The organism is Streptomyces sp. MMS24-W38, assembly GCF_059889265.1.
Map to the genome: position 1 here is coordinate 3,920,151 of NZ_JCBCPP010000001.1, position 18,007 is coordinate 3,938,157.

The window sequence follows — 18,007 nt, forward strand, 5'->3', positions numbered from 1 at the left end:
TTCGGTACAACCCGGACCGGTTGTCCCCGGTGGCCTATACGCTCGGAGTCCCACCCGAGTTCCGCCCCGCGCGGACTCACCCCCGTCCCATCGGCCAAACCGGTCCAGGAGCAGTCATGTACGGCCACGGCGTGGCACCGCCCACCCGCAGCACGGCAACGGTCATCACCCTGCGCGTGCTGTTCGTCGCCGCCGGTTTCCTGTCCTGCGGGCTGCTGGCCTGCGTGCCGCTGTTCCGGGTCGCGCTCCTGCGGGGACGCGTCGCCGACTGGGTGGCGGCCTGGGCGAGCCTGCCCGTGTCCATCGTCCTGCTGATGGTGATCGGTACGCTGCCGGAGTCGGACACCCGCACCGATGTCGCCCTGGCCGTACTCATGCTCCTCGGCACCGGCGCCGCCGCGTACTACCTGACCGTGGACATCCGCTTCCACCACAGGCTGCGCCAGTACGGGGTGCACGGCCCGCCGTCGCCCCACGCCACGACGATGCACGCGTCGGGCACCGGTGCCCCCTCCCCGTACGGCTACCCGCAGCCCGCTTCGCCGTACGCGCCCACACCCGTACCGCGGCCCCAGGCGCAGATGCCCGGGACACCCGGGCCGTCCGCACCGCATCCCGCGCCCGGACCGCACCACCCCGCGCCGTCCGCACCGCATCCCGCGCCCGGACCGCACCACCCCGCGCCGTCCACCCCCGTGCCCCCGGTGCCGCAGCAGCGTCCCGGGCAGCCGGCCCGTATCGACCGGGTGCGCGCCGAACTCGACGAGCTCAGCGACTACCTGCGCAGAAGCGACGGGCACGAGGGCGGCGACCAGGGCCACGGCCACGGCCACGGTGGACGGTGAGTGTGACGGCGGGGCGTGTCATCGCCGGCCGCTATGAACTGTCCACGCTCATCGGGCAGGGCGGAATGGGACAGGTCTGGACGGCCTACGACAAGCGGCTGGACCGGCGGGTGGCGGTGAAACTGCTGCGCCCGGACAAGGTGGCCGGGCAGGAGGCCGACGAACTGCGCCGCCGCTTCGTGCGCGAGTGCCGGGTGACCGCCCAGGTCGACCACCCGGGCCTGGTGACCGTGCACGACGCGGGCAACGCGGGCGAGGAACTGTTCCTCGTCATGCAGTACGTCGACGGCGCCGACCTCGGCGACCACCTCGCCGAACACAACCCGTACCCGTGGCAGTGGGCGGTGGCGGTGGCCGCGCAGCTGTGTGCCGCGCTGAGCGCGGTGCACGCCGTGCCGATCGTCCACCGCGACCTCAAGCCGCGCAACGTGATGGTGAAGCAGGACGGCACGGTCACCGTGCTCGACCTGGGGGTCGCCTCCGTGATGGACAGCGACACCACCCGCCTGACCCACACCGGTTCACCCATCGGCTCACCCGCCTACATGGCCCCCGAGCAGGCGATGGGCGGCGCGGTCGGCCCCTACACGGACCTGTACGCACTGGGTGTGCTGCTGCACGAACTGCTCAGCGGCGACGTGCCCTTCGCGGGCTCGACGGCGCTCGGTGTGCTGCACCGGCACCTCTACGAGGCACCGCGGCCGGTGCGGCAGATCCGCCAGGAGGTCCCCGAGGCCCTGGAGGCGCTGGTGCTGCGCCTGCTCGCCAAGGACCCGCAGCACCGTCCCGCCTCCGCCCAGGAGGTCTACGAGCACCTGACGCTGCTGCTGCCGTCACGGGGCACGCCCACCGGGGCACCCCTCGACCCCACGCGCCCCTTCCTGCGCCCGCACGCCCCCTGGCCGGACCTCGCGCGCACGCCCGCGCCCCAACCCGCCCCCGCCGCACCGCCCGCACCCGTCGCGGAGAAGGCCGATGTCGCCGCCGCAGTGGACGAGGTCAAGCGGCTGCTCGGCGAGGGTCGCATCACCCAGGCCGTGGACATCCTCGGCGGGATCCTGCCGGTCGCCGCGGAACAGCACGGGGAGCGTTCCCCGGTCGTGCGCACCCTGCGCAAGCAGTACGCGGCCACCCTCCTGGACGACGGCCAGTACCGGCGCGCGCTGCCCGAACTGCGCCGCCTCGCCTCCGAACGCGCCGCCGAGGCGGGCCAGGCCGACCCGGAGTCCCTGCGCCACCGCTACGAGGCCGCCCAGTGCCTGGAGCAGCTCGGCGACCCGGTGGCGGCGCTCGCCGAGTACCGGGCACTGCTGCCGTACTACGAGAACCGGTACGTGGCCGCGGGCGACCCGCAGCTCGCCCACGACGTCCGCCGCCGCATCGGCCACCTCCTGCTCGCCCTCGGCGACCGCCCCGCCGCGCACGAGACCCTGGTCCGGCTGCTGCACGACGTGGAGCGCGCCCAGGGCCCCGGCCACCCGCTCGCCGCCGACATCCGCCGCACGCTGGGCTGGTTGGGGCAGATGCGCGGATGACCTGATCGAAGCAGGCCGAAGCGTACTGAAGCAGATTGCGGCGGACCGGAGCGGGCCAGAGGGTCTGATCCGGGTGCGGCCGGGGTGGTGAGGGCGCGACGGTGCCGGAAGTCCCGGTGAATCGTTGGTCGAATGGGTTGGCCAGAGCCCGGCCGCTGCCTACTATCGATCACCGCAGGACTTTGTGCACCGCCGCACAAGCTCTCCTCAGGAGGTTTCCTTGCACCGCCGTCGTCGCACCGCGCTCCTCCTCACCGCCGCCCTCACGGCAGCGGCCCCCCTGCTCACCGCCTGCGGGAACGACGCGCATCCCGGCGCGGCGGCCGTCGTGGGCGGCCAGCGGATCACGGTGTCGCAGCTGGAGAACCGGGTCGGCGAGATCCGCGCGGCCCAGCAGGAGGCGGTGCCGGACGCCCAGTACGAGCAGGTCATCGCCCGCACCGGCAGCCTCACCCGCGACACCCTGCACGGCATGGTCCTGGACCGTGTGCTGGAGCGCGCCGCACGCGACGCCGGGGTGACCGTCACCCCCAAGGAGGTCCAGGGGATGCGAGCCGGCCTGGAGCAGCAGGCCGGCGGAGCCGAGGCGCTGGAGACGGCCTGGCTGCAGCAGTACGGCATCCCGCCGCAGCGCCTCGACGACAACCTCCGCCTCCAGGTCCAGGCGCAGAAGCTCGCCCAGCGGCTCGGCACCGACACCAGCCGGCCCGAGTTCTGGCAGGCCCTGTCCGAGGCGAGCAGGAAGCTCGACGTCGACCTCAACCCGCGCTACGGCACCTGGGACGACGAGAAGAGCAGCCGCGTCGACGCCAGGACCCCGTGGGTCCGGGACGTCACGGTGGACGGAGTCCAGCCGATCGCCTGACGCGCCAGGCATACCGTCACACCGAGCCGGTCCCCCTGTGGACGACTTTCGGGGGCCGGCGGCGCCGTGGGTTAGTTTCGGATCGTGAACGCAACCAGTCCCGCAGCCCCCTCCGCCGCACCGCCCGGCCGCGTCGTCCTGCTCACCACCAGCCACCGTGTCGCGCCCGGCCTGCTGTCCTGGCCCGCCTGGCAGGCCCTGCACGCGGCCGACCGGGTGCTGTGCGCGGACGGCGCCCATCCGCAGCTGCCGTACCTGCGGGAGGCGGGGATAGCCGTCGAGGAGGCGGCACCGGCCGCCCAGGACCTGGTCGAGGCCTGCGCCGGCGGGCGGACCGTGGTCGTCGTGGCGACGGGCGAGGGCGAACCCGCCCTGACCGACGGCCTGGCCCGCCTCGCGGGCACCGGCCGCGTCCGGATGCCGGAGCTGGAACTGCTCCCCGCCTCCTACGACCTGCCGGGCGCCCGCCTGCTCGACCTCGTCCAGGTCATGGACCGCATCCGGGCCGAGTGCCCCTGGTCCTCACTGCAGACCCACAAGGGCCTGGCCAAGTACGGCATCGAGGAGGCGTACGAACTCGTCGAGGCGATCGAGGAGGGCGACCGGGACGAACTGCGCGAGGAACTGGGCGACGTTCTCCTCCAGGTGGTCTTCCACGCCCGGATCGCCGAGGAGCACCCGGAGGAGCCCTTCTCCGTCGACGACGTGGCCGGCGGCATCGTCGCCAAGCTCATCCACCGCCATCCCCATGTCTTCGGCGACGAGACGGCGACCACCCCCGAGGAGGTCAAGGCGCACTGGCTGCGCACCAAGGCCGTCGAGAAGCGGCGCACCTCGGTCACCGAGGGCGTCCCGCTCGGCCAGCCCGGCCTGGCCCTCGCCGCCAAGCTGGCGTCCCGCGTCCGCACGGCGGGCCTGGACGTCCCCCTGCCTCAGGTGGAGGGCATCGGCTACGAACTGCTCGCCCTGGCGGTGCGGGCCGAGGCGGAGGGCGTCGACCCGGAGGCGGCCCTGCGCGCGGCGTCCCGCGCGTACCGGGACGCGATACGGGCCGTGGAAGGAGCCGGCGAGGAGACGAGCGGAAAGTAACGGGAGGGCCGTCGGGGGAGGAGAGGGCAGACAGGGGGCAGATACGGTCGGGGCGTGACCGACCAGCACCAGCCCCAGCCCGAGAACACCGCCCCCGAACTCTTCACCTGGGAGTTCGCGAGCGACCCCTACCCCGCCTACGCCTGGCTGCGCGAGCACGCGCCCGTGCACCGGACGCGGCTGCCCAGCGGGGTGGAGGCCTGGCTGGTCACCCGGTACGCCGACGCCAGGCAGACCCTCGCCGACCCCCGCCTCTCCAAGAACCCGGCGCACCACGACGAGCCCGCCCACGCCAAGGGGAAGACCGGCATCCCCGGTGAGCGCAAGGCCGAGCTGATGACGCACCTGCTCAACATCGACCCGCCGGACCACACCCGGCTGCGCAGACTGGTCAGCAAGGCGTTCACACCGCGCCGCGTCGCCGAGTTCGAGTCCAGGGTGCAGGAACTCACCGACGGGCTCATCGACCGGTTCGCGGACCGCGGCTCCGCCGACCTCATCCACGAGTTCGCCTTCCCGCTCCCCATCTACGCCATCTGCGACCTGCTCGGCGTCCCCCGGGAGGACCAGGACGACTTCCGCGACTGGGCGGGCATGATGATCCGGCATCAGGGCGGCCCCAGGGGCGGGGTCGCCCGGTCGGTGAAGAAGATGCGCGGCTATCTCGCCGACCTGATCCACCGCAAGCGTGAGGCTCTGCCCGCCGAACCCGCCCCCGGCGAGGACCTCATCTCCGGCCTGATCCGCGCCTCCGACCACGGCGAGCACCTCACCGAGAACGAGGCCGCCGCCATGGCGTTCATCCTCCTGTTCGCCGGTTTCGAGACCACCGTCAACCTCATCGGCAACGGCACCTACGCCCTGCTCACCCATCCCGAGCAGCGCGACCGGCTGCAGAGGTCCCTGGCCGCCGGGGAGCGCGGGCTGCTGGAGACCGGAGTGGAGGAACTCCTGCGCTACGACGGGCCCGTGGAGCTGGCCACCTGGCGGTTCGCCACCGAGGCGCTCACCCTCGGCGGGCAGCACATCGCGGCCGGCGACCCGGTCCTCGTCGTCCTGGCCGCCGCGGACCGCGACCCGGAGCGGTTCGCCGATCCCGACGTGCTCGACCTCGCACGCCGGGACAACCAGCATCTGGGGTACGGCCACGGCATCCACTACTGCCTGGGCGCCCCGCTGGCCCGGCTGGAGGGCCAGACCGCGCTCGCCACGCTGCTGACCCGGTTGCCGGACCTCAGGCTCGCGTCGGATCCGGCCGAACTGCGCTGGCGCGGCGGGCTCATCATGCGCGGACTGCGGACCCTGCCGGTGGAATTCAGCCCAGGGCCGAAGTGACCCACCGCACGGCCGCCGAACATCTGCCGAAGCGACCCGCCGGACGGACCCGTGACGGCCGCCGGATTGCCGCCGAAGTGGCCTTTGTGCGGCCTCCGTACGCCTCCGAAGTGACCGGCCGGACCCCTATGGACACGGTCCGTCGCATCCTCGGCGGAGCGGCGCGGACATGACGCCCGCTCAACTCTGTGATCTTCGTGTGATCTGCGCGGCATGAACTTGTGACAAGTGATTGTCTGCGGCTACGTTCACCCATCAAGCACGGTGCCTCGGTTGCACAGCTCCGCAGTTCGACTCGCCGTGCGGGTAACTGTTGTCCTGCGAAAGGTCTCCGCATGCTCTCCGGGAACGGTCGTCACCGTCGCCCCCGCCAGGCTCCGGCTCTCGTCGTCGCTGCCGGAGTGACCGGCTCAGCCATCGCGATTCCGCTTCTCGGGGCCAGCGGCGCCAGTGCGGCCGAGGGCTCGACCTGGAACAGGGTCGCGGAGTGCGAGTCCGGTGGCTCATGGAGTCAGAACTCCGGCAACGGCTACTACGGCGGCCTGCAGTTGACCCAGGAGGACTGGGAGAAGTACGGCGGCCTCGACTACGCGTCCAGCGCCGACCAGGCCAGCCGCGGCCAGCAGATAGCCGTGGCCGAGAAGATCCTCGCCGACCAGGGGGTCGGCGCGTGGCAGGCCTGCGGCCTGCTGTCGGGCCTGAACACCGATTCGGGCAAGTCCGTCATCGACACCGGCGTGGACGGCGGCTCGTCTTACGACTCGTCCGGCACCGAAAGCTCCGCCACTCCGTCGCCGTCGCAGTCCTCCGGGGCCTCGTCGGACAACAGTGACAACAAGGGCGACAAGGGCGACAAGGTTGTTGAGGGTGCCAAGGGGGAGAAGGCGGGCGAAACGTCCAAGTCCGATGGTTCGGACGTCGAACCCGGCACTTCTCCCTCCGCTTCCGCTTCCCCCTCCGCCTCGGCCTCGGCCTCCGCCAAGGGGGGCGACTCGGACAAATCGGGGCAGAAGGCGGGTTCTTCGGACGCGTCCGCGAGTGAGGCCCCCACCGGTCGCCACCGCGGCGTCAGCGCCGAGGAGGAGGTGCGCGAGGACCGTGAGTCCGGAGCCTCCGGCCGGCACGCCTCGCGCGGCGGCCTCGGCTTCTCGCGCGGCCTCGACGTCTCGTCCCCGGCCGACAGGGTCCCCGTGGACGACGGAAGCGGCTCCTCGGCCGCCGTCGACTCCCTTGCGCTCGGCGGTGGATGGCTCGCCCAGTACGGCGGGGGCGGCGAGGGTGCGGGTGCGGCGGGTTCCGGCCTCATCCTTCCCGGTCAGACGCTTGCGTTCGGGTTCGGATCGGACGAAGGCTGACATCCGAAAAGGTGCGGCGGTGACGGCAGTTGAGGTCACATTTCGCGCTGAATGTCCGTTATAAAGGCGATGAGAGATAGGTCTCAGAAGCCCTGATCGTCTTTGATTATCCGCAGGGCGCGTGTCTACCGTCAGGACCGCTCGCCACCGCGGGCCCCGGCTGCCGCCACGCCGAATCCTGCCAGTGGCAGCACGGGAACAGTCGTCGCGTCATGCGCCGTAGGCAGGAGCGGGGGAACCAAGGTAGGCGCCGTGTCCGGTGATTGACGCCGGATCGGCTAGGGGTGAAGTCGCGTCCCGTGAGGGACGCGGCCGGGCAACTCAACCGGCCCGAACCCGACAGCTCACCTCGTAGGCGTCGGTGAGGGGATCCTTCCATGCTGTTTTCCGGCAAGGGCAAGCACCGTCGTCCGTCCAAGGCCACCCGGGTCATCGCCGTCGCCGGCGTCACCGGTGCCGCCGTCGCCGCCCCGCTGATGGCGGCCGGCAACGCTTCCGCCGCCACCGCCTCCGAGTGGGACACCGTCGCCCAGTGCGAGTCCGGCGGCAACTGGTCCATCAACACCGGCAACGGCTACTACGGCGGTCTGCAGTTCTCCGCCTCCACCTGGGCCGGCTACGGCGGCACGCAGTACGCCGCCACCGCCGACCGGGCCGGCAAGGCCCAGCAGATCGAGATAGCCGAGAAGGTCCTCGCGGGCCAGGGCAAGGGCGCCTGGCCGGTCTGCGGCAAGGGCCTGTCCAACGCCGCCTACACCGGCGGCGGCTCGACCGGGGGCACCGGCAACCAGAACAGCGGTTCCTCGCAGAGCACTCAGCAGAACACCCAGAAGCAGAACACCCAGGAGCAGAACACCGGCTCCGCCCCCGAGCGCTCCACCGAGCAGAAGGCCTCCCGCTCCGACGAGCGTCCGGTCGCCGAGCAGAAGACCGTCACCACCCCGACCGGCGAGAAGGTCGAGAAGGGCGACGGCGAGTACAAGGTCGTCAAGGGCGACACCCTCAGCTCGATCGCCGGGGAGCACGGTGTCAAGGGCGGCTGGAACAAGCTGTTCGAGCTGAACGGCGACATCGTCGAGGACGCCGACCTCATCTACCCGGGCCAGCAGCTGCACCTGAAGTAAGGCGGCGGCCGCAGGCTCGGGGCTCCGTCCCCACGGAGCCCCTCCCCGTCCCCGCGGGGCCTCCCCCGTCCCCACGCGGGGGCTTCCCCGCCCCGGTGCGTGTTCCCCGTACGCACCGGGGCGGGGCTTTTCCGTACATGGCGGGATCTTTCCGGTGTTCGGCGCTCGGGGCCGACCGGAGGGCGCGAGGGTGGTCCGGGTTTCCGGGCCCGTCTTTGTTCCGTTCGGAAACAATTTACTCTCGGTTCCGCCCGAGGGGCGGCCGACCGGATGGCCGATCGGCCGGAGCCGGATAGGCTCGTCCCGCAGGGCCCCCGCGGCCCGGCTGATCCACGTCACATCCATGAAGGAGATGCTCGTGCCGTCCATCGACGTCGTCGTAGCCCGGGAAATCCTGGACTCCCGAGGCAACCCCACCGTCGAGGTCGAGGTCGGCCTCGACGACGGCAGCACGGGTCGTGCCGCCGTCCCGTCCGGCGCCTCCACCGGCGCCTTCGAGGCCATCGAACTCCGTGACGGCGACCCCGACCGTTACCAGGGCAAGGGAGTGGAGAAGGCCGTCCTGGCCGTCATCGAGCAGATCGGCCCGGAGCTCGTCGGCTACGACGCCACCGAGCAGCGCCTGATCGACCAGGCGATGTTCGACCTGGACGCCACCGACAACAAGGGCTCCCTCGGCGCCAACGCCATCCTCGGTGTCTCCCTGGCCGTCGCCCACGCCGCCTCCGAGGCCAGCGACCTGCCCCTCTTCCGCTACCTGGGCGGACCCAACGCGCACCTGCTGCCGGTGCCGATGATGAACATCCTCAACGGCGGCTCGCACGCGGACTCCAATGTGGACATCCAGGAGTTCATGATCGCCCCGATCGGCGCGGAGTCCTTCTCCGAGGCCCTGCGCTGGGGCACCGAGGTCTACCACACCCTGAAGAAGGTGCTGAAGAGCCGCGGCCTGTCCACCGGCCTCGGTGACGAGGGCGGCTTCGCCCCGAACCTCGGCTCCAACCGCGAGGCCCTCGACCTCATCCTCGAGGCCATCAAGGAAGCCGGTTACGCCCCGGGCGAGCAGATCGCCCTCGCGCTCGACGTCGCCGCCTCCGAGTTCTACAAGGACGGCTCGTACCTCTTCGAGGGCAAGGAGCGCTCCGCCGCCGAGATGACGGAGTACTACGAGGGGCTCGTCGCGGACTACCCGCTCGTCTCCATCGAGGACCCGCTGTTCGAGGACGACTGGGCCGGCTGGAAGGCCCTCACGGACAAGCTCGGCGACAAGGTCCAGATCGTCGGCGACGACCTGTTCGTCACCAACCCGGAGCGCCTGGCCCGCGGCATCGAGGACGGCGCCGCCAACGCGCTGCTGGTGAAGGTGAACCAGATCGGCTCGCTGACCGAGACCCTGGACGCCGTCGAGCTGGCCCAGCGCAACGGCTTCAAGTGCATGATGTCGCACCGCTCCGGCGAGACCGAGGACGTCACCATCGCCGACCTGGCCGTCGCCACCAACTGCGGCCAGATCAAGACCGGCGCCCCGGCCCGCTCCGAGCGCGTGGCCAAGTACAACCAGCTGCTGCGCATCGAGGAGATCCTCGACGACGCCGCGGTGTACGCGGGCCGCAGCGCCTTCCCGCGGTTCCGCAACGCCTGACGACGCGGCTCCGCCAGTCGTCCGTACGTCCCCGGACACGGTCCCGTACCGTGTCCGGGGACGTACGCGCGTATGAAATGTGAACGGGAGACGGGGACATGGCCGTGAAGGACCGGGACCGCTTCTCCACCGCGACCAGGATCCGGCTGATCGGTGAGCAGACCGCGGCCCGGGTCTACCGCTCGCAGACCAGACGCCAGGCCCGCCGCTCCCGGCTGACCGGCCGGGCCGCGCTGCTCGCCCTGGTGGTCTGCTCGCTGATCGTGGCGCTGGCCTACCCCATGCGGCAGTACGTGTCCCAGCGCGCCGAGGTCGCCGACCTCCAGCAGGAGCAGGACGAGGCCCGCCGACGGGTCGAGCAGCTGCGCGACCTCAAGGCGCGCTGGCAGGACGACGCCTACGCCGAGCAGCAGGCCCGCGAGCGGCTGCACCACGTCATGCCCGGCGAGACCGGCTACATCGTGATCGACCCGGGCACGGCCGAGAAGTCGCGCACCGACCTCGGAGCGGCCGACCGCCCCTGGTACGCGAACGTCTGGGACGGGGTCGACAAGTCCGACGCCGCCGCGCGGTGAGCCCCCGGGTTTAGCCTTACTACCCTCAGCCGTCGTTCCGGGCCACCACCTCCCGGAACCCTTTCCGGAGCCCGCTGGGCCCCCTGAAGCCCTTCAGGAGTGCGGAAAAGGCCGCACGCCCCGTACAGAGACCCGCAGGAAGACACGTATGGACACCCTCCCGCCCCCGACCCCGCGCACCGAGCCGACCGACGCGGACGTCGAGGCCTTCAAGCAGCAGCTCGGGCGGCCCCCGCGCGGGCTGCGCGCCATCGCGCACCGCTGTCCCTGCGGACAGCCCGACGTCGTCGAGACCGCACCCAGGCTGCCCGACGGCACCCCCTTCCCGACGCTGTACTACCTGACGTGCCCGAAGGCGAACTCCGCGATCGGCACGCTGGAGGCGAACGGCGTGATGAAGGAGATGACGGAGCGGCTGGCGGCGGACCCGGAGCTGGCGGCCGCCTACCGCGCGGCGCACGAGGACTACATCCGGCGCCGTGACGAGATCGAGGAACTGAAGAACTTCCCGAGCGCCGGCGGAATGCCGGACCGGGTGAAGTGCCTGCACGTCCTGGTCGCCCACTCGCTGGCCGCCGGCCCCGGCGTCAACCCGCTGGGCGACGAGGCGCTCGCGATGCTGCCCCAGTGGTGGCGCAAGGGCCCGTGCGTGACCCTGCCCGGCGACGCGCCGGCCGACCCGAAGGAGGACACGCAGTGAGCGCGGGGTCCCGGGTGGCCGCCATCGACTGCGGTACGAACTCCATCCGGCTCCTGGTGGCCGACGCCGACCCGGCGACCGGTGAACTGACCGACCTGGACCGGCGCATGACGATCGTCCGGCTCGGCCAGGACGTCGACCGCACGGGCCGGCTCGCCCCCGAGGCGCTGGAGCGGACGTTCGCCGCCTGCCGCGAGTACGCGGAGATCATCGAGAAGCACGGTGCGAAGCGTCTGCGCTTCGTGGCCACCTCCGCCTCGCGCGACGCCGGGAACCGGGACGTGTTCGTGCGCGGGGTGCTGGACATCCTGGGGGTGGAGCCCGAGGTCATCTCCGGCGACCAGGAGGCCGAGTTCTCCTTCACCGGCGCCACCAAGGAACTGACGGGGCGTGCGGACCTGCGTCGCCCGTTCCTGGTCGTGGACATCGGCGGCGGCTCCACCGAGTTCGTCGTCGGCGACGACCGCGTGCGCGGGGCCCGGTCCGTCGACGTGGGCTGTGTGCGGATGACCGAGCGGCACCTGGTGCGGGACGGGGCGGTGGCGGACCCGCCGACCGAGCGGCAGATCGCGGCGATGCGCGCCGACATCGAGGCCGCCCTCGACCGGGCCGAGGGGACGGTCCCGCTGCGCGAGGCGCGCACCCTGGTCGGCCTGGCCGGATCGGTCACGACGGTGTCGGCGATCGCCCAGGAGCTTCCCGCGTACGACTCGACGGCCATCCATCACTCCCGGGTCTCCCGGGAGCGCGTCCGCGAGATCACCGAGTGGCTGCTGCGTGCCACCCACGCCGAGCGCGCGGCGGTCCCGTCCATGCACCCGGGCCGTGTCGACGTGATCGGCGCGGGCGCTCTCGTCCTCCTCTCGATCATGGAACGGATCGACGCGAAGGAGGTCGTGGTCAGCGAGCACGACATCCTTGACGGCATCGCGTGGTCCGTCGCCGCCGGCGAGTAGCACTCTGCTGGGCAGTGCGGATACCGGTTGAGCGGTGATCGGAAGGGGCCGATGGGCCCCTCCCGGCGGGTGTCGGCGGGAAAGTTCGTGAAGTTCTTCACAAGGAATCGGCCCCGGTGGGCCGAAGAAGAGGGCCCGGTTGACCCTTTCGGGCCCCCAGACCCCCTTTGAACACGTTCAGAAGGTGCAGGTGGGTGCCCTCGGGTCGGTCGTCGCGGAAGTCCTGTCCGTAGCCTCGTGGTGTCCCGAAATCCGAAGAGGGGCAGCTCACGCGGTATTGACAACGGGTCACATCGAGCACTCGTTCCCGTTCCCCGGCATGGGCTTGATCACAAAAGCCGGGAAGTGTAACACGGGCACTGGTCGAGCTTGTGAAGGGGCGCACGAGCCCACCCCCGAGGGCGGGTGGATACTCGATGGCATGAGCACCACGGAGCGTCCCAGGATCCTCGTAGTAGGCGGTGGGTACGTAGGCCTGTACGCAGCTCGGCGCATCCAGAAGAAGATGCGTTACGGCGAGGCGACCGTCACCGTCGTCGACCCGCGGTCGTACATGACCTACCAGCCCTTCCTGCCCGAAGCCGCCGCCGGCAACATCTCCCCGCGGCACGTCGTCGTCCCCCTGCGACGCGTGCTCCCCAAGGCGGAGGTCCTCACCGGCCGGGTCACCACCATCGACCAGGACCGCAAGGTCGCCACGGTCGCGCCGCTGGTCGGCGAGGCCTACGAACTGCCCTTCGACTACCTGGTGATCGCGCTCGGCGCGGTCTCCCGCACCTTCCCGATCCCCGGCCTCGCCGAGCAGGGCATCGGCATGAAGGGCATCGAGGAGGCCATCGGCCTGCGCAACCACGTCCTCGAGCAGCTCGACAAGGCCGACTCCACCACGGACGAGGAGATCCGCCGCAAGGCGCTCACCTTCGTCTTCGTCGGCGGTGGCTTCGCGGGCGCGGAAACCATCGGTGAGGTCGAGGACCTGGCCCGGGACGCGGCCAAGTACTACAAGAACGTGTCCCGTGAGGACATGCGCTTCATCCTCGTCGACGCCGCCGACAAGATCCTCCCCGAGGTGGGTCCGAAGCTCGGCAAGTACGGCAAGGAGCACCTCGAGGGCCGCGGCGTCGAGGTCTACCTCTCCACCTCCATGGACTCCTGCGTCGACGGCCACGTCGTGCTGAAGAACGGCCTCGAGGTCGACTCCAACACCATCGTGTGGACGGCGGGCGTCAAGCCGAACCCGGCCCTGGCCCGCTTCGGCCTCCCGCTGGGTCCGCGCGGCCATGTCGACACCCAGCCGACCCTCCAGGTCACCGGCAGCGACTACATCTGGGCCGCGGGCGACAACGCCCAGGTGCCGGACCTCGTGGGCCGCAAGGCCGGCAACGAGAACGCCTGGTGCCCGCCGAACGCCCAGCACGCGCTGCGCCAGGCCAAGGTGCTCGGCGACAACGTGGTCTCCGCCATGCGGGGCTTCCCGCAGAAGGAGTACAGCCACGCCAACAAGGGCGCGGTGGCGGGCCTCGGCCTGCACAAGGGCGTCGCGATGATCGTCGTCGGCAAGATGAAGATCAAGCTCAAGGGCCGTCTCGCCTGGTACATGCACCGGAGCTACCACGGCATGGCGATGCCGACGTGGAACCGCAAGATCCGGGTCTTCGCCGACTGGACGCTCGCCATGTTCCTCCGGCGCGAGGTCGTCTCGCTGGGCGCGATCCAGTCCCCGCGCGAGGAGTTCTACGAGGCCGCGAAGCCGGTCCCGGTGCCCGCGGCCGCCGAGCCGGTGAAGACCGAGAAGGCCGAGAAGGCCGAGGCCAAGGCTTCCTGACCCGCCGGTCTCCAGGTCCGGTCCCGTCCGGTCTCAGGGCCATCGGTCACCCGAAGGGGTCGCCCGCCATCCGTGGTGCGGGCGGCCCCTTCGGTGCTTTTGCCCGGTCCTGACGCGCGCCGGGTACTGTCCGGCGGCCCGCAGGTGCTTACGTGGTGAGGACATTCCGGGATCGCCTTCCCCGAGCTCTCGAACTCGCTCGAGCAGGGGACGCACCTAGCGGAGGTGTACACCATGAGAGACGCCGCTCCGCGGCTGAAGGGCCTCGTCGAACAGTTGCTGGGCACACCCGTCCCACTGCGCATCCGCGCCTGGGACGGATCACAAGCAGGCCCCCCGGGCGCACCGACCCTCGTCGTACGCAACCGCCGGGCCGTGCGCCACCTGCTGTGGAAGCCGGGCGAACTCGGCCTCGCCCGCGCCTGGGTGACCGGTGACCTCGGCATCGACGGTGACCTCTACACCGCCCTCGACCTGCTCTCCGGCCTCGTCTGGGAGCGCGGTGAGGACGCCCCCACCCTGGCCCGGTCGCTGCGCGACCCCGAGGTCCGCTCCGCCGTCCGCGGCCTCCTCGGGCTGGCGGGCCCGCCGCTGCCGCCCGGCCCGCCGCCGGAGGAGGTCCGCAGGCCCCGCCGCGGCCTGCACACCAAGCGCAGCGACCGACACGCCATCAGCCACCACTACGACGTCGGCAACGACTTCTACGAGATCGTCCTCGGCCCGTCCATGGTGTACTCCTGCGCCTACTGGCCCGCCCCGCCGCCGCAGGGCACCCTCGAGGAGGCCCAGCGCGACAAGCTGGAACTCGTCTGCCGCAAGCTCGCCCTGACGCCGGGCCGGCGCCTGCTGGACGTCGGCTGCGGCTGGGGCTCCATGGCGATCCACGCCGCCCGCGAGCACGGCGTGAGCGTCGTCGGCATCACCCTCTCCCAGGAGCAGGCCGCCCACGCCCGTAAGCGTGTCGCCGGCGAAGGGCTCACCGACCGCGTCGAGATCAGGGTCCAGGACTACCGTGACGTCCCGGACGGCCCCTACGACGCGATCTCCTCGATCGGCATGGCCGAACACGTCGGCGCCCAGCGGTACCTGGAGTACGCCACGGCCCTGCACCGCCTCCTGAAGCCCGGCGGACGGCTGCTGAACCACCAGATCGCACGCCGCCCGCAGCGGGACGAATCGGCGTACCGCCTGGACCCGTTCATGGACGCCTACGTCTTCCCCGACGGTGAACTCGCCCCCGTGGGCACCACGGTGTCCCTGCTGGAGCGGGCCGGCTTCGAGACGCGTGACGTCGAGTCGATCCGCGAGCACTACGCACTCACCCTGCGCCGCTGGGTGGCGAACCTGGAGGCGGGGTGGGGCCGGGCCGTCACGCTCGCCGGCCCGGGACGCGCCCGAGTCTGGCTGCTGTACATGGCCGCCTCCGCGCTCGCCTTCGAACGCGGCCGCATCGGCGTCAACCAGGTGCTGGCCGTGAAGACCCCCGACTCCGGCACCTCCGGCCTCCCCCTGCGCACCCGCACCTGGAACTGACCCGCTCACCCCGGGTCCCGACACGAAGGGACGGGCCCCGTCGCGGTGACCGGTCGTCGGTCACCGCGACGGGGCCCGCCCGCGCGTGCTGCTCGGCTACTCGGTCTTGATCGCCTGCAGCATGTTCAGCCGTGCCGCCCGCCGGGCCGGCCACAGCGCCGCCAGGACGCCCACGACACCGGCCAGCAGCAGGAAGACCGCCAACCGGTCCCAGGGCAGGACCAGTTCGTACGTCGACATCCTGGTCCCCAGGAGCTCACCGGCCGCCCAGCCGAAGAACACGCCCAGCCCGATGCCGAGCACCCCGCCGAACAGGGAGATCACCAGGGACTCCAGGCGGACCATCCGCTTGACGCCCCTGCGGTCCAGGCCGACCGCGCGGAGCATGCCGATCTCCTGGGACCGCTCGAACACCGACATGGCCAGGGTGTTGATGACCCCGATCACCGCGACGAGCACGGCCATGGCCAGCAGCCCGTAGACCATGTTCAGTATCAGGGTGAACATCTGCGCCAACTCGTCGGAGAGGTCCTGCTTGTCCTGGACCTTGATCGCGGGGTTGGTGCCGAGGGCCTTCTCCAGGTTGTCCTTCGCGGTGTCGGAGGCGCCGCCGGAGGTCTTCACCAGGACCAGCATGTCGCCCGGGTCCGACTGGTGCGGGGCGAGCGTCGCGGTGTCGAGCATGATGCCGCGGAACATCTCGTTGCCCTCGTAGACACCGGCGACCGTCAGCTTCTGCTTCTCGCCGTCCTCGTAGGCGACGGTGAGGTCGGAACCGGCCTTCCAACCGCGGCGTTCGGCCGTTTCGTGGTCGACGACGATCCGCGTGCCGCCCACCTCGAAGGCGCCCTCCCGGACCGGGAACTCGGTCAGCTCGCCGATCGCGGCGCCGTCGACGCCGGTCAGGAAGGCGGTCTCCCCGCCGATGCGGGCCGCCGCGTTGCGCATGGGGCTGGCGGCGGTGACGCCGTCGGCCTCCCGCAGCGTGCGCCCCACGTCCGGCTTCAGCCCGTGGCCGTTCGCCATGGACACCACGTAGTCGGCCTCGATCGAGGAGGCCGCCATCTTGTCGATGGACTTCTGCAGGCTGCCCGCCACCACCGTCATACCGGTGATCAGGGTGAGTCCGATCATCAGCGCGGACGCGGTCGCGGCGGTACGGCGCGGATTGCGCACCGAGTTCTGCCGGGCCAGCTTCCCGGACACCCCGAAGACGCGGAGCACCGGAGCCGCGGCGGCGATCAGCGGGAGGGACAGCAGGGGTGTCAGGACGAACACACCGATGATCAGCAGCACCGCGCCGAGCCCCATGGGGGCCTGGCCGTCCGAGCCGTCCATCGTCGTGGCCACCAGGACCACCGCGACACCGGCCCCCGCGAAGAGCGCGCCCAGCGTGTTGCGCAGCACCAGCGACTTGGTCGTCGCCTGGGCGTGCACCGAGCTCATCGCCGCCACCGGCGGGATCTTCGCGGCCCGGCGGCCGGGCAGCCAGGCGGCGAGCATGGTGATCAGGATGCCGACCGCGAACGCGGTGCCGACGGTGCCCGGCGTGATCACCAAGGGGCCGTCGGGCATGGTCGCGCCCAGCGACCCCACCAGGGAACGCAGCCCGGCGCCGATGCCGACACCGGTGAGCAGCCCGACCACGGCGGCGACCGCCCCCACCAGGAACGCCTCGATCAGCACCGACCGCGTGACCTGCCGGCGGGAGGCGCCGACCGCGCGCATCAGCGCCAGTTCCCTGGTGCGCTGGGCGACCAGCATGGTGAAGGTGTTGGCGATGATGAACGTACCGACGAACAGCGCGATACCGGCGAACACCAGCAGGCCCTGCTTCATACCGCTCATCGACGAGGCGATCATCTCCGCCTGTTCGTCGGCGAGTTCGCCGCCGGTCCTGGTGCTGACGGCACCGGCGGGCAACGCCTTCTCCAGCTGCGAGCGCAGCGCGGCCTCGGAGACGCCGTCCTTCGCCTTGACGGCGATCTCGTCGAACGTGCCCGCCTTGCCGAACAGCCTCTGCGCGGTCGCGGTGTCGAACAGGGTGAGGCTTCCGCCGGCCGCGACATTGCCGTCGTCCGTGGTGAAGACACCGGTGACGACCGGCTCCAGCACGGGACCGTCGACCGACATCCGTACGGTGTCACCGACCCGGTAGCCGGTGCGCCTCGCGGTCTCGGAGTCGATGAGGATCTCGTCGGCGCCCTTGGGCGCGCGCCCGTCGGTCAGCGGGTAGCGGGGGTCGTCGTCGCCCCAGTAGTTGCCGCCCTGCGACTGGAAGCCGTCGCCGACCAGCTTGCCGTCCTTGTCGGCGAGTGCGGTGAACCCCTGGACGACCCCGATGGCCCGCGCGGCACCCGGCACCCCGGCGCTGTCGTCGACCATGGCCGGGGTCAGCTCGTGGTACTCGCCGACCTTGTCGCCCTCGGGCTCCTTCCACTCGGCGGTGACGGCGACGTCGATGTGGTCGAAGCCCTTGGCGGACTGCTTCTGGAGAGCGTTGGAGATGGTGTTGGTGAAGACCAGGGTCCCCGACACGAAGGCCACGCCGAGCATCACGGCGAGCACGGTCATCAGGAGCCGGGCCTTGTGCGCGAGCACATTGCGCAAGGCGGTACGGAACATTGG

General features: G+C 71.3%; 14 protein-coding genes and 1 riboswitch. Of the genes, 13 read left to right on the forward strand and 1 reads right to left on the reverse strand.

All coding sequences use genetic code 11. From position 1 onward, the window contains the following. Positions 1–116: 116 nt before the first annotated feature. The 13 genes from AC6F7H_RS16880 to AC6F7H_RS16940 all read left to right on the forward strand — a co-directional run bounded on the left by AC6F7H_RS16880 (position 117) and on the right by AC6F7H_RS16940 (position 15,379). Positions 117–845: a hypothetical protein gene (locus AC6F7H_RS16880; RefSeq protein WP_500757789.1), complete on the forward strand. Its 729-nt coding sequence runs from the start codon at positions 117–119 to the stop codon at positions 843–845. Positions 846–883: 38 nt separating this feature from the next. Continuing rightward, a complete protein-coding gene (locus AC6F7H_RS16885) occupies positions 884–2,380 on the forward strand; it encodes a protein kinase domain-containing protein (RefSeq protein ID WP_500761876.1) in 1,497 nt (498 codons plus the stop codon). Between the two features lie 220 nt (positions 2,381–2,600). Continuing rightward, entirely contained in the window at positions 2,601–3,245 is a 645-nt protein-coding gene (locus tag AC6F7H_RS16890) for a SurA N-terminal domain-containing protein (RefSeq protein WP_500757790.1), read from the forward strand. A gap of 84 nt (positions 3,246–3,329) precedes the next feature. Continuing rightward, complete coding sequence (locus AC6F7H_RS16895) at positions 3,330–4,334, forward strand: nucleoside triphosphate pyrophosphohydrolase (RefSeq protein ID WP_500757791.1); 1,005 nt, start codon at positions 3,330–3,332, stop codon at positions 4,332–4,334. Between the two features lie 54 nt (positions 4,335–4,388). Beyond that, positions 4,389–5,669 carry a cytochrome P450 family protein gene (locus tag AC6F7H_RS16900; protein WP_500757792.1) on the forward strand — a complete coding sequence of 427 codons (1,281 nt, stop codon included), beginning with the start codon at positions 4,389–4,391 and terminating at the stop codon, positions 5,667–5,669. Between the two features lie 401 nt (positions 5,670–6,070). Further along, complete coding sequence (locus AC6F7H_RS16905; protein ID WP_500757793.1) at positions 6,071–7,024, forward strand: transglycosylase family protein; 954 nt, start codon at positions 6,071–6,073, stop codon at positions 7,022–7,024. 205 nt (positions 7,025–7,229) lie between these two features. Continuing rightward, positions 7,230–7,397, forward strand: a riboswitch (cyclic di-AMP (ydaO/yuaA leader). Between the two features lie 4 nt (positions 7,398–7,401). Next, entirely contained in the window at positions 7,402–8,148 is a 747-nt protein-coding gene (locus tag AC6F7H_RS16910; RefSeq protein WP_500757794.1) for a transglycosylase family protein, read from the forward strand. A gap of 358 nt (positions 8,149–8,506) precedes the next feature. Continuing rightward, on the forward strand, positions 8,507–9,790 hold the full coding sequence (gene eno, locus AC6F7H_RS16915) for a phosphopyruvate hydratase (protein WP_202280643.1): 1,284 nt from the start codon (positions 8,507–8,509) through the stop codon (positions 9,788–9,790). A gap of 98 nt (positions 9,791–9,888) precedes the next feature. Continuing rightward, on the forward strand, positions 9,889–10,365 hold the full coding sequence (locus AC6F7H_RS16920; protein WP_500757795.1) for an FtsB family cell division protein: 477 nt from the start codon (positions 9,889–9,891) through the stop codon (positions 10,363–10,365). 148 nt (positions 10,366–10,513) lie between these two features. Then, positions 10,514–11,065, forward strand: coding sequence for a DUF501 domain-containing protein (locus AC6F7H_RS16925; protein WP_500757796.1), 552 nt, complete (start codon positions 10,514–10,516; stop codon positions 11,063–11,065). Then, the gene (locus AC6F7H_RS16930; RefSeq protein WP_500757797.1) at positions 11,062–12,021 is read left to right on the forward strand and encodes a Ppx/GppA phosphatase family protein; all 960 of its coding nucleotides are present in this window, start codon (positions 11,062–11,064) and stop codon (positions 12,019–12,021) included. The genes AC6F7H_RS16925 and AC6F7H_RS16930 overlap by 4 nt, the downstream gene beginning before the upstream one ends. 421 nt (positions 12,022–12,442) lie before the next feature. Next, complete coding sequence (locus AC6F7H_RS16935; protein ID WP_500757798.1) at positions 12,443–13,846, forward strand: NAD(P)/FAD-dependent oxidoreductase; 1,404 nt, start codon at positions 12,443–12,445, stop codon at positions 13,844–13,846. A gap of 234 nt (positions 13,847–14,080) precedes the next feature. Continuing rightward, complete coding sequence (locus AC6F7H_RS16940; RefSeq protein ID WP_500757799.1) at positions 14,081–15,379, forward strand: class I SAM-dependent methyltransferase; 1,299 nt, start codon at positions 14,081–14,083, stop codon at positions 15,377–15,379. A 96-nt stretch (positions 15,380–15,475) separates the two neighbouring features. Here AC6F7H_RS16940 and AC6F7H_RS16945 read toward each other — a convergent pair whose 3' ends face one another. Further along, the gene (locus AC6F7H_RS16945; protein ID WP_500757800.1) at positions 15,476–18,004 is read right to left on the reverse strand and encodes an ABC transporter permease; all 2,529 of its coding nucleotides are present in this window, start codon (positions 18,002–18,004) and stop codon (positions 15,476–15,478) included. Positions 18,005–18,007: the final 3 nt, after the last annotated feature.